Genomic DNA, 13,069 nt, shown 5'->3' with positions numbered 1-13,069 from the left:
GGCTCTACTTTCTGGTTTGAGTTACCGTTAGCTGCAGAGACCGGGGCCTGAAAGCCTGCTTAATAACATCACGGCGGAGAAAACTTTAAACAGGTTCTGAAAACGAGAAACTATCAGGCTTTTAACTGCTGTACCAGCTGATTGAGTGTTTCACTGATCGTGGTCAGACTGTCGCCGGCATCTTGAATAGCCACAATATTTTTATTGACCCGTTCCGAATCCGATTTAATCTGCTCTGTGGTTCTGGCGATATCATCGACCGTGGTGGTCTGCTGTTGGGTTGCCGTGGCAATCGCCGCATTTATCTGAGTAATATTATCCATCGCTGATACCACCGGCTCGATGGCCGAGCCTGCGGCCGCTGTTTGCATGGCACAATGACTGGCAGCCTGACTTTGCTGTTTGACAATGCCGGTCGCTTCGGCGCCGGATACTGCCAGCTGCTCGATAATAGCCCGGATTTCTTCCGTCGATTGTGTGGTTCTGGAAGCCAATTGCCTGACTTCATCGGCGACAACAGCAAAACCGCGGCCATGCTCTCCGGCCCTGGCAGCTTCTATCGCGGCATTAAGCGCAAGCAGATTGGTCTGTTCTGCGACACCTTGAATCACCGCCAGCACAGCGCCGATATTTTTGCTATTTTGCTCCAGGCGGCCCATCACCGCTTCCACATCCAGCAAATCTGCCGCCAGCTTTTCTGTCGCCCGGGTTGCCACCAGCAAAGTCTGTCTCGCTTCCAAGGTGGCGTCATTCGCCTCCGTTGCAGAACTGGAAGCGTGCGAGGCATTCGCTGCCACCTCTTTGAACGAATAAGATAATTCAGTGACAGCGGTGGCCACCTGATCGGTCGCCGACTGCTGTTGTTCCGTCAATTCACCGGTTGTTTCTGACACAGACTGCATCGCCTGACTGGCGGTTATCACTTGCTGTGCCTGCTGGTTAAGCTGTTCAATCAGATCCGCCAGATAGCTTTGCAAATGATGCGCCGAGCTCTCTAGCGATTTTGTCTCTGCAAACTGCATGTCCGGCGTCAGCGTTTGTGTGTAATGGCCGTTCAGCATATATTTCAGGAAGGTTTCCAGTCTGAGCATAAAACCAATCATGCGATTTTGCAGCAGAAACTGCACCGCTAACGCCATAACAATCAGCGCTATTGCCAACATCAAAGACCAGCGCACCTGAGTGGTAATAGCCGCTTTGATTTCGTCAATACGCTGCTGATAACCGCCCAATAAAGCCTGCAAAGCGTGGATTTGTTCATTCAGCCCTGCTCGACTCTGCTGCATACGTTGTTGCAGCTCGATGGTATTGGTAATTTCTTTTTCATAGCGTTGGCTGAGACTACGCAGTGAATCAATACTGAGCTGCCCTTTTTCATCGGGTTCCTGGGGAATCAACGCCTCTTCATCCACTTGCGTATAAATGCCAAAACGCGGCAGGGCGGCCAACTGTTCCACCAGCGAATTGAAATGCCGATTTTCGTCGAGCAAAGCCTGCTGCTGTTCGGGCTGGCGATCAGCCAGATACTGCTGTCTGAGTCGCGCCAGCTGGTTCAGGCTGTGACTGAGCTTGACCAGCGTTTGTAGAAAAGGGCGTTGCACGTCACTAAAACGATAATCAGCCTGATGGGCATAGTCGAGTAACAAGGCCAGATCGCCGCCACGCTCCCGTTCATTATTGATTAATAAACCCTGCGGATTGGCCGCCAGTTTGCCCGCCGCTCTGACCAGTTGTACTTTTTGCTGCAAATGACCGATGCCGGTCTGAATGTCGGAATTTTCCTCATCAGACAACCATTCAAGCGTCTGCTGTTTCAGTGTATTCAGTGTCGTTTCGGCCTGCTGCAGCAAGTCGGCGTTACCGGAGGCAAGATAGCGCTCTAGCAGAATCCGGGCATCGATTTCAAACACATCACGATACTGTTTGAACTGCTGGGAGATTTGATAAGGTTTGTCCAGTTGACGCCATCCCCATACCCCAATGGCCGCAGAAAGGATTAACAGAGAGACAACGAGGGAAATTAGTATTTTGGATACGGTCGCCAGCTTCACACAGTCACTCATAATCGGTCAGGAAATTCTGAACCGCTGACTGTACCGGCTAAATATGACATAGATATTACAACGGCCTGCCCGCTTTATACCAAAACAACTTGTCAGAATGCCCTTACCGTCTTCATCAATGACATCATTATGACAGGCCATGCCGGGTCAGCGCCCAGACAACATGTTCCCGCACCAATTCAGAAGAATCGTGACGCCGGTTTTGCAGCGCATGGATCACCGCTGGACTGGTTTCTGCATTGCCCAGTGCTACGGCAATATTACGCAGCCAGCATTGATAACCAATACGCCGAATCGGGCTGCCTTCCAGCTTGTCGAGAAATTCTTGTTCCGTCCATCCGAACAGAGCCGCCAACTGCGGAGAATCCAGTCCCTGCCTTGGCAGATAGTCTGATTCTGTTGTCGCCTGAGCATACTTATTCCACGGGCAGACCAATTGGCAGTCATCGCAACCATAAATACGATTACCCATCATCGATCGGAATTGTTCCGGAATCGAACCTTTCAGCTCAATGGTGAGATAAGAAATACAGCGGCGGGCGTCAAGCTCATACGGGGCGACAATAGCCTGCGTCGGACAGATATCAATACAAGCGGTACAACTGCCGCAGTGCGGGGTGGTGGCTTCGGTAAGCGGCAACGGCAAATCGGTATATATTTCGCCCAGAAAGAAATAGGAACCATGATCGCGGTTGAGTACATTGGTATGTTTGCCAATCCAGCCCAGTCCCGCTTTTTCGGCAATCGCTTTTTCCAGTACCGGCGCGCTATCGGTAAACACCCGATGGCCTATCGGCCCCACTTCTTGCTCAATACATTTTGCCAGTCGCGCCAGCCGCTTGCGCATCAGCTTATGATAATCTCGTCCCAGCGCATAACGGGAAATAAAAGCTTTATTACCATCTTCCAGCACCTGCCACGGCTCGGCCGTCTCTCCCGGCCAATAATCCATTCTGACACTGATGACACGCACAGTCCCTTCCACCAGTTGCTCCGGATGACTGCGCTTACTGCCGTGACGGGCCATAAATGCCATTTCGCCATGGAAACCTTTTGCCAGCCAGTCCTGCAACTTTTGATCTGCATCACTGAGGTCGATATCACTGACACCCAGCGCCTGAAAACCGAGAGATCGGGCCCAGGTCTGCACTCGGCTCAGCAACACCTTCATAGCTTCATTTGTGTTTTTTTCACCCATGCACGTTATTATAAAGCCTATACCGAAACAACCTGAAAATGCACGATTTCAGCGAGGCAAGAAGCCAGCCTGTTTGCGGCAGAATATCGCAGGAATAACTATTCTCTTTCAAGATATTATGTCGTGAACAGACCGGTTTATCGTCTCGCCCTGCGGGAGCCCATGCATTTTCAGGTTGTTTCGGTATAATCGTCGTTAACTTTTTTTGGATTAGCCCCTTATGCTTAACCTGCCCCACGAACTGTACACCGCTGAACAGACGCGCGAGCTGGATCGTATAGTCACCGAAAAACATAATATATCTTCCGCCAAACTGATGGCCCGTGCAGGGGCAGCGGCACTGGAGCGCATCAAGAATCACTGGCCTCAGGCTGAAAGAATTCTGGTTGTCTGTGGCACCGGTAACAATGGCGGAGATGGCTTTGAACTGGCCAGACAGGCTTTGGCAAAAGATTATCGTGTGGTGGTTTACGAGGTGGGTTCGGCAGGAAAGATGTCCGAAGAAACTGCCGCAGCGCGGGAAGCGGTAGTAGCGACCGGTACTGAAATTCACCAGTTTGAAGATAAACTTCCCTCTACCGATGTTCTGGTCGACGCTTTGTTGGGTACCGGCCTGTCCCGTGAAGTCACCGGCATTTATGCCCGGGCCATTGATGCCATCAATAAAAGTACCCGCATTCCGGTGCTGTCTCTGGATATTCCATCCGGTATTCATGCTGATACCGGCCGCGCCTTGGGCATAGCCGTCAGAGCGACCATCACCCTGAGCTTTCTGGGTTTGAACAAAGGCCTGTTTACCGGCGAAGGCCCTAACTATTGCGGCACCGTCTGTTTTGACGCTTTGAAAGTGCCTTCCGCGATATACAAGGAATTTACCCCGATCGCCCGCCGTGTCAGCCTGGAAAATGATGCCGCCGCCGGTCTGGCTCCGCGAGAAAGAACCGGTCATAAAGGACTTTACGGGCATTTGTTGATCATCGGTGGTGATCATGGCATGCCCGGCGCGGCCCGGGTCGCTGCCGAAGCAGGTGCCCGTGTCGGCGCCGGTCTGACCAGTATCGCCACCCGTAGCGCGCATGGCCCGACGCTGAATCTGGCCCGGCCTGAACTGATGTGTTACGGCGTAGAACATCCGGATGATCTGGATCCGCTGGTACGCCCGGCTAATGCTTTGACGGTAGGTCCTGGTCTGGGTCAAACCAGCTGGGGTAAGTCTTTGTTTCAAAAAGCCATCGAAACTAACTTGCCGATGGTAGTGGATGCCGACGCCTTGAACCTGTTGAGTAAAAATCCACAACGTCATGACAACTGGATTCTGACACCGCACCCGGGTGAAGCGGCCCGCTTGCTCGGTTGTACTTCGGATGACATTCAGGCCGATCGTTTTGCGGCGGTTCAGAAACTGCATGACCGTTACGGCGGCATTATCGTACTGAAAGGTTCTGGCACCTTGATCTATGGCGGTGAAGCTCCCACCCGGCTCTCCACCTGGGGTAACCCGGGCATGGGCAGCGGAGGTATGGGCGATGCGCTCGCCGGTGTAATCGGTGGCCTGCTGGCACAGCACTTCACCTTGATGGATGCTGCCTGTGTCGGTGTCACCTTACACGGCATGGCCGCTGACAAAGCCGCAGAACAGGATGGCGAGCGCGGTATGCTGGCAATGGACTTGATGCCACATCTACGCCATCTGGCTAACCTGAAGTATTAGTACCAGGTTTATTTTGCAGCGGTTCCTTGCTGACGAACCCGCCACATTGAGCTTGGGGGCTGAGCTGGCAAAGCTCTGTCCCCAACAGCTGTGCATTTTTCATCTTGAAGGTGAACTCGGTACCGGCAAAACCACGCTTACCCGTGGGTTTCTCCAGGCTCTCGGGCATCAGAGCAAGGTGAAAAGCCCCACTTATACGCTGGTAGAACATTATCAGCTCAATGGACGTGATATCTTTCATTTTGATCTGTATCGCCTCAACGATCCGGGGGAACTGGAATTTCTGGGTCTGGATGATTATTTTCGCAACGGCGCCATCTGCCTGATTGAATGGGCCCAACGTGGTAGTGAGTCTTTACCCTCTGCGGATCTGACTATTCAGCTTAACTATCAGGATCATGCACGCAGCGCAGTGATTACGCCTCATACCAGCTTGGGTGAAAAAATCTGCGAAAAACTTCACAAATAATTCAACTTTTCTTTCTATCTTATTCTATTTAAAAAGAAACCTTGATTTTTATAAAGAGGAACGACACAATTATAGCCCTGTGGTTACAAGGATGATGAGATGGTCCGTCTCCTGCTGAGTTTATTGTTATTTTTAGTAAGCAGTGTCGCCTGGGCTGAATCAATCCAGGGTATACGTGTGTCTCACAACGACCACAGGGCACGCCTGGTTTTTGATCTGGATAGTCATGCCGATTACAACACCTTCACTTTGTCCAACCCGGAACGTCTGGTTATTGATTTCAAGAATTTTAGCCAGCACAACAAGCTGATCATCCCCTCGCTTATCAACACACCGGTTCAGGCTGTTCGCTATGCTGCTTATGACAGACATACCTTACGTATCGTGCTCGATCTGGCCCATCAGGTACAGTTTGAAACGCAAACGCTCGGCCCTAATAAAAGATATCCGCACCGCTTGGTTGTCGATCTGAACTACACCCCGCAACAAGCCAAACAACCGCTGATGGCGATAAAGGAACAGGCTGAGGAAAACGCTAAACCGGCATCAGCAACCGCCCCTGAGCAAAACACAGCGCAAACAAGCGCAGCAACCAAAGTCGTTAAAAGCAATAAGGTTCTGCCTCGTCGCGATATTGTCATTGCCATCGATGCCGGTCATGGCGGCCAGGATTCCGGGGCAGTGGGCCGTCGCGGTACCAAAGAGAAAGATATCGTCCTCGCCATTGCCAAGCGCCTGGCCAAGCTGGTCGATCAGGAACCGGGCATGCGTTCTTATCTGACTCGTGACAAGGATGTGTTTATCAGTTTACGGCAGCGCATCCGTCGTGCTCGTGAAAACGGTGCCGATATGTTTATTTCCATACATGCCGATGCCTTCCACAACACCCGTGCTCGCGGTTCTTCGGTCTATGTTCTGTCTGAACGGGGCGCCAGTAGTGAAGCAGCACAGATTCTGGCCGATCGTGAAAATGCCTCGGACCTTGCCGGAGGTATCAGTCTGGAAGATAAAGATGACTTATTGGCTTCGGTGTTACTGGATCTGTCTCAAACTGCCAGCTTGGAAGCCAGTCTGGAAGTTGCCAATACGGTATTATCCGGACTCAAACGTGTCGGTAATGTGCACAAAAAACAGGTGGAATCCGCGGCCTTTGTAGTATTGAAATCCCCCGACATTCCCTCCGTACTGGTTGAAACCGCATTTATCTCCAACCCGGATGAAGAACAAAAACTGAGAAATGCCGATCATCAGATCAAGCTGGCACATGCCATGATGGTCGGAATACGCAATTACTTCCAGCGCAACCCGCTGCCGGGCAACGCATTGCCGCAACAGCATATCGTCAGTAGTGGCGATACTTTAAGCACTATCGCCCAGCGTTATCGGGTCCGCATGGCTGATATCAAAAATACCAATAATCTGTCCACGACCACATTGCATATCGGTGATGTGCTGAAAATACCTTAGGACCTGTCAAGGTGTTAGCTTACTGATAAACTAACGCGATGAGCTCACAACGCATTCACGCCCTGCCACTGCACCTTGCCAACCAGATTGCTGCCGGAGAAGTGGTTGAACGTCCGGCATCGGTGTTAAAAGAGCTGGTCGAAAACAGTATTGATGCCGGCGCTACCCAGATCGATATCCAGATTGAAGGCGCGGGCAGTCAGTTGATTCGGGTTACCGATAACGGCAACGGTATCCATGCGGAAGATCTCGCCCTGGCGTTGAGCCGTCACGCCACTAGCAAACTGCACAGCAGCGACCAACTCAGCCATATCGACAGTCTGGGTTTTAGAGGCGAAGCTTTGCCGAGTATTGCATCCGTATCACGGCTGACTTTGACCTCCAGACAGCAGGATCAGGACTGCGGCTGGTTTATCACCGGCGGCGAGCTCAGCCCCACACCGGCAGCCCATCCAGTAGGCACCAGTGTCAGTGTGGCCGAGCTTTTTTTTAACCTGCCGGCCCGGCGCCGTTTCCTGCGCAGTGACAAAACCGAACTGCATCACCTGAGCACCACTTTGAACCGGCTGGCACTGAGTCGCTTTGATATCGGCTTCAGTTGCCAGTTTGCTGATCAATCCTCGCTTAAACTGCCAGCGCTTAATGATCCCGCCAGCTATGCACAACGCATTGGCAAGATTTGTGGCAGTGCGTTTGTCCGTGAAGCTTATTATCTGCAACAAGAGTTTGAAAATATCAGCCTACACGGCTGGGTAGGCAAAAGCACGGCGCATCGAGGCCAGACCGATGTGCAGTACTTTTTTATAAACGGCCGCGTTATCAAAGATCGTATTATTAATCATGCTATCCGTCAGGCCTATGGCGAGTCGCTGCCAGCCGGGCGTCAGGCAGCTTACGTGCTTTATCTGACTTTGCCGCTGGACCGGGTTGATGTTAACGTCCACCCCACCAAACATGAAGTACGTTTTCGTGATGCGCGGCTGGTACATGGCCTGATTACCCGTGCTGTTGAGGAGGCGCTTCAACAAAACAGCCCGGAAACTGAAAACAGGTCATCACAATTGCCGTTGCACAAAGCCATATCAGAGCATCCATCGGAGATTAACGAAGTCCAGCAACCATACAACGCCAATACACTGAAAACACCGCTGCAAAAACATTCCGTGCTCTCAGCGCCAGTCTCTGCTGCCAGCCATGGTCGCTCCCTATCCTCAGGAATGGTGCTGATACATCAGCGTTATGCGCTGGTCACTCACCCCGCCCCGGCACTGGTAGATTTACAACAAGCTGATTTAACATTGCGACAACAACAGTTTAGCGACGCAGTAGCATCAAAATCGCTTAACTCCAGGCCCATTCTGGTGCCGCTGGCCGTACCTCTGGACTCGGCAGCCCGGCATCTCATTGTTGCTCAACAGGACTTATTGGAGCAGTTTGCGCTGGAACTGCAACTCACAAATGACGGCGTGATGGTGAAAAGAATTCCTTACCTGCTGTCACAAGTCGATTTACATCAACTGGTCATATCCGTGGTACAGGCTTTGCAAATCAAGACAGACACGGCACGGGTGCTGGCTGACACCCTGACCCAGCTGATGCCGCCGGCAACGATTATCAATGCTGAACAGGCTCAGTTTATTCTGCAACAATTGCCCGTAAACAAAACTGTGGACACAGCCTGGTACCGAAAACTTGATCAGGCTACATTGACTGGCTTATTCTCAGTTTAATATTCTTTGCCTGAAAGCGAACCCTTATGGCTAAACCCACGCGTCCCGCTCCTTCACTTATTCCCGCTATTCTGGCACTGGTTGTCTTAATTGTGGTGGGTTATCTATTGTTTGCAGACTTAAAACCCTCAAGAACGGAACACACCGTGACACCGCCTATCGAACTGGAAGAACCTGAACTGGAAGAGGTCATCAGCGATAGCATCACACCGGCCATCGATCAGCAGGAAATCATGGCGGAGGAAGCCGAAACTTTTGTAGATAAACTCACAAGCAAAGACGATAAAAACCGAGCCGTGACGGTCACTGAGGAACAGGGTGAATTTGTCCGCCATGATGGTATTATCGCCTTGCCGAAACTGGAGCACCGCACCACAACGGTTAAGGAGTTAATGCAGGATAAATCTCTAACAGCAGACACCCCGCTTACCCTGGACTTCACCGAGACGGAAAAACACAGCACCACACTGCAACAACTGGATGAAACGATAGAAGATAAAGCTCAGATCATCACGCTGGAACATGCAGATGGCACCATCACCGAAGCACCGCTGGCTGATCTGCTTGGCGCAGAGGATGTCGACAAAGATGCTCCTGTTACGGTTATTACCCAGCATCAACGTACACAACAAATGACGGCAGGCGAATTGGCGCAATCCGGGCTGGATCCCTCGCAAAAAGTCATTGCCACCATCAATCGGGGTATAGAAGAACTGTCAGTGAAAGATATTATCCAGTCAGGTGAATTGCCCGATAACGCCCTGTTTTATCTTCACCGCGTCACCAAAAAAGATTATCAGGGGCTGTGGGGTATTATTCAGGTCGGCTTGATCGAACGCTTTCGTCAGGGGTTAGAACTGGAAGGCATTAATCCCAGCAAAGGCCCGGCACAAGTGGTCATCCCTGCCGATGCCGACGAACCGTTACCCAGCGGCCTCAGTTCATTTCTGGGAAAAGTGCTGCATAAAAAAGTGGAATCAAGCTATATCTATAATTTCAGCACCCATACCATGGGCCGTAACCCCAATCTTATTCATCCGGGACAACAGCTGATTCTGATCCATTTCGCGCCGGATGAACTGAAGCAAATTTACCTGTTCTTTGCCGAACAACGTAATGAACAGGCGCAAAGCTTCGCTGTCCAGCCCTGATCATGATCGATCTGTTATTTGTTCTGGTTGTGGTCGCCATTATCGCTGCCGCGTTTCTGATACCGCTGGATTGAGATTTTATCCGCAGATTACGCAGATGGACGCAGATTATTTCAAAAGGAATGGTTCTTTATCTGCGAGAATCTGCGTAATCTGCGGATTTAACATATCAACTCCTGGCGAACCGCCCGTAACGCAGCATCACGCTTGGCAACACCAACAAGTTCAGCACGGTCGATGAAATCAGACCGCCGATAATGATACTGGCCATCGGCCCCATAATCTCACGGCCGGGACTGTCAGAATTAACCGCGATCGGTAACATCGCCAGGGCCGTAACCAAAGCGGTAATTAAAATAGATGGCAGACGTTCCTGAGCGCCCCTGATCGCGGTTGCCATATTCCACTGCACGCCCTCTTCCATGACCAGATACTGATAATGCGATACCAGCATAATCGAGTTTCGCAGGGTAATACCGAACAAGGTCACAAAGCCGACTAGAGATCCGATCGACAATACGCCATTGGTCAACAGCACCGCGACCACCCCGCCGACCAGAGAAAATGGCAGATTGATCAAGACCAGCAGCATATTTCTCAGACGCTGCAGCGCAACATACAGCAACAGCAATACCGCCACACCCGCCAGCGTGGAATGCACAATCAAATCTTCCCGTGACTGCGCTTGCGCCACCGCCGCACCGGTGAATTCAGGGTAAATATCCGCCGAGAAAGTCACTTCATCATGAACCCGTTGTTTCAGTTCGGCAAAAAATGAAGTCAGATCGCGCCCGGTCACATTACAGGTCACCGTCTGCAACCGCTGGGCACCGTTATGCAGAATCATGTAACGCCCCTGAACCTGCTGAATATTGGCCACATCCTGTAGCCGCAACATGACCCCATCAGGGGTTTGAATGGGAAGATCTTGAACGTGTTCCGGTTGCTGGCGCTGCTCTGCCGGCAACACCACCACTACATCAAATACCTGATTGCCTTCATAAACCTGTCCGACAACCGCGCCGTCAAACCCGATTTTCACGGCCCGCATAACCTCGGCCGGGCGCAGCCCCCAATAAGCCAGTTTGTCGAGATTGAGACGAATCCCCATTTGCGGTTCACCTGGCGGCGCCCGCAACTGCACATCCGTAGCCCCCTCTATATCCTGCATAACCGCGGCAATTTGCTGGGCCTTCTGATCCAGCGCATCCAGGTTCTTACCGTATATATTGATCACAACCGGCGAGGTATAACCAGAAATGGTCTCGTCAATACGCTCGGTCAGGAAGGTATTCACCTCAGAGTTAATACCGGGGAACGCCTCCAGCACTTCACGGATCTCATCCAGCACTTTCTGTTGCGATGCACCATCCAGCGGCTCTAAATCGATTTCATATTCGCTGTAGTGGGTGCCAAATGTGTCCGCGCCCCGCTCAGCACGTCCGGCCCATTGCGAGGTGGAGCGCACGCCCGCAATCGCCGCCACCCGTTTCTCCAGCTGGCCGCCGATACGCAGCGATTCTTCTATCGAGGTACCGGGCACACTGGCGGTATGGATAATATAATGTCCTTCCCGCAGTTCCGGCAGGAAGCTGCCCCCCAGCAAAGGCAAAATAGCCAGGCCGCCCGCACAAAACACCAGCACTCCGCTCAAAGTCAGCTTGGGAAAATGACTGACGCCGCGTAGCAGCCGACCATAACCCGGTTTCATCCATCTGACCAGGGGCGGTTCCTTGTCTCTGATTTCCTTCCCGCGGGTCAGCAAAATATGACAAAGCGCAGGCGTCACAGTCAGCGCAACGGCCAAAGAGGCGAAAATCGCCAGAATATAAGCTTCACCCAGAGGTTCAAACATACGTCCGGCAACGCCGCTCAATGTCAGCAGCGGCACAAACACCAGCATCACGATAAAACTGGCGTATACCACTGAGCTTCTTACCTCCATAGAGGCCTGATAAACAACTTCTGTGGTCGGTTTCGGTTGCGGCAGGCTGGCATTTTCCCGCAGGCGGCGGAAAATATTCTCGGTATCAATAATGGCATCATCTACCACCTCACCCAGCGCGATCGCCAGGCCACCCAGCACCATGATGTTGATATTGATGCCAAACTCGAGCAGCACAATCAAGGCAGCAAACAAGGACAACGGAATCGCTGTCATGGAAATAATGGCGGTACGCAGATTAAACAGAAACAGGAACAAAACCAGCATTACCAGACTGCCACCGACCATCAGGTGTTCCTGAATATTATGCAGCGAGGTTTCGATATAGTTGGCAGGACGGAATAAATCATCATGCAGGGTGATGCCCTCAGCCTCAAAACCATCCTTGAATTCATTCAAGGCTTGTTCAATGCCTTCGGTCACTGCCAGCGTGTTGGCTTTATACTGACCGATCACCATCAGTACTACGCCCGGTTTGCCACCGATAGCGGCACCGCCAATCGCCGGTGCCGGTGCACTTTTGACGGTGGCAATATCGCCAAGCTGCAAAGTGGCCGTGTCCGTTTTACGCACCACCACTTTGGCCAGTTGTGCTGCATTGAGTGGCTGGCCGCTGACTTGCAACACCATGCGCTGGTTTTTATTTTCAATAAACCCGCTGCCCAGCAGCCCCGTCGCCTGACGGGCCACCGCCGTCACCTCATCGACGGAAATGCCATAACGTGCCAGTTTGTGGGGATCAATCTGTATCTGCAGCTGTTTCTGGTGACCGCCGAACACGTTAATGTCAGCCACCCCCTCAACACTGAGCAGACGCGGGGACAGGGTCCAGTCCACCAGCGCTCTCAGCGACATCAGATCATGCTGATCTGAGCTCAAACCGATAGTCATAATGGTGCCGGATGATGATTCCAGTGGCACCATCAACGGTGGTCCGATACCTTCAGGCAGCGCTTCTTTTAAACCTAATAAACGCTCAGAAACCTGCTGACGGTTCAGGTAAATATCGGTACTGTCATAAAAGGTCAGAATCAACACCGACAAACTAGGTATCGACTGGGAACGGATCGACTCCATACCGACAAGACCAGCCAAAGCATTTTCCAATGGCTGTGTCACCAGGACTTCGACTTGCTCCGCTGTCAGGCCCTGCGCTTCCGTCTGGATGATGACTTGTTTCGGCGCGAACTCCGGAAAGATATCAAGGCTGGAGTTAGACAGTTTGTATACACCGTAACCGAGTAACAAGGTAGCCAGCGCCACCACCACACCTCGAAAACGGACTGAAAAGGCTACTACTTTAGACAGCATCGGCTTCCCTATTCGATTTCATAT

Annotated in this window: 8 protein-coding genes; 5 read left to right on the top strand and 3 right to left on the bottom strand. The window is 51.8% G+C overall.

The annotated features are described in order from the left end of the window. Positions 1–113: 113 nt before the first annotated feature. Positions 114–2,063: a methyl-accepting chemotaxis protein gene (locus OMP95_RS05770; RefSeq protein WP_266326887.1), complete on the bottom strand. Its 1,950-nt coding sequence runs from the start codon at positions 2,061–2,063 to the stop codon at positions 114–116. Between the two features lie 127 nt (positions 2,064–2,190). Then, positions 2,191–3,261: a tRNA epoxyqueuosine(34) reductase QueG gene (gene queG / locus OMP95_RS05765; protein ID WP_266326885.1), complete on the bottom strand. Its 1,071-nt coding sequence runs from the start codon at positions 3,259–3,261 to the stop codon at positions 2,191–2,193. A 220-nt stretch (positions 3,262–3,481) separates the two neighbouring features. On the opposite strand from queG, the gene OMP95_RS05760 reads away from it, so the two are divergent. From OMP95_RS05760 to OMP95_RS05740, 5 genes are all read left to right on the top strand, one after another. Beyond that, positions 3,482–4,972: an NAD(P)H-hydrate dehydratase gene (locus OMP95_RS05760; protein WP_266326883.1), complete on the top strand. Its 1,491-nt coding sequence runs from the start codon at positions 3,482–3,484 to the stop codon at positions 4,970–4,972. A 13-nt stretch (positions 4,973–4,985) separates the two neighbouring features. After that, the gene (tsaE, locus tag OMP95_RS05755; protein ID WP_266326881.1) at positions 4,986–5,441 is read left to right on the top strand and encodes a tRNA (adenosine(37)-N6)-threonylcarbamoyltransferase complex ATPase subunit type 1 TsaE; all 456 of its coding nucleotides are present in this window, start codon (positions 4,986–4,988) and stop codon (positions 5,439–5,441) included. A 99-nt stretch (positions 5,442–5,540) separates the two neighbouring features. Beyond that, entirely contained in the window at positions 5,541–6,908 is a 1,368-nt protein-coding gene (locus tag OMP95_RS05750) for an N-acetylmuramoyl-L-alanine amidase (RefSeq protein ID WP_266326878.1), read from the top strand. A gap of 38 nt (positions 6,909–6,946) precedes the next feature. Next, positions 6,947–8,638 (top strand): DNA mismatch repair endonuclease MutL, encoded by a 1,692-nt coding sequence (mutL, locus tag OMP95_RS05745; RefSeq protein WP_266326876.1) that lies wholly within the window; start codon positions 6,947–6,949, stop codon positions 8,636–8,638. 26 nt (positions 8,639–8,664) lie between these two features. Further along, on the top strand, positions 8,665–9,789 hold the full coding sequence (locus OMP95_RS05740) for a hypothetical protein (protein ID WP_266326874.1): 1,125 nt from the start codon (positions 8,665–8,667) through the stop codon (positions 9,787–9,789). Positions 9,790–9,958: 169 nt separating this feature from the next. Here the strand turns inward: OMP95_RS05740 and OMP95_RS05735 are convergent, their stop codons facing one another. Then, positions 9,959–13,045 carry an efflux RND transporter permease subunit gene (locus OMP95_RS05735; RefSeq protein WP_266326873.1) on the bottom strand — a complete coding sequence of 1,029 codons (3,087 nt, stop codon included), beginning with the start codon at positions 13,043–13,045 and terminating at the stop codon, positions 9,959–9,961. Between the last annotated feature and the right edge of the window lie 24 nt (positions 13,046–13,069).

This window comes from Methylophaga sp. OBS4 (assembly GCF_026319305.1).
Taxonomy (GTDB): Bacteria; Pseudomonadota; Gammaproteobacteria; order Nitrosococcales; family Methylophagaceae; genus Methylophaga.
This window is presented reverse-complemented; position numbering and strand designations above follow the sequence as displayed.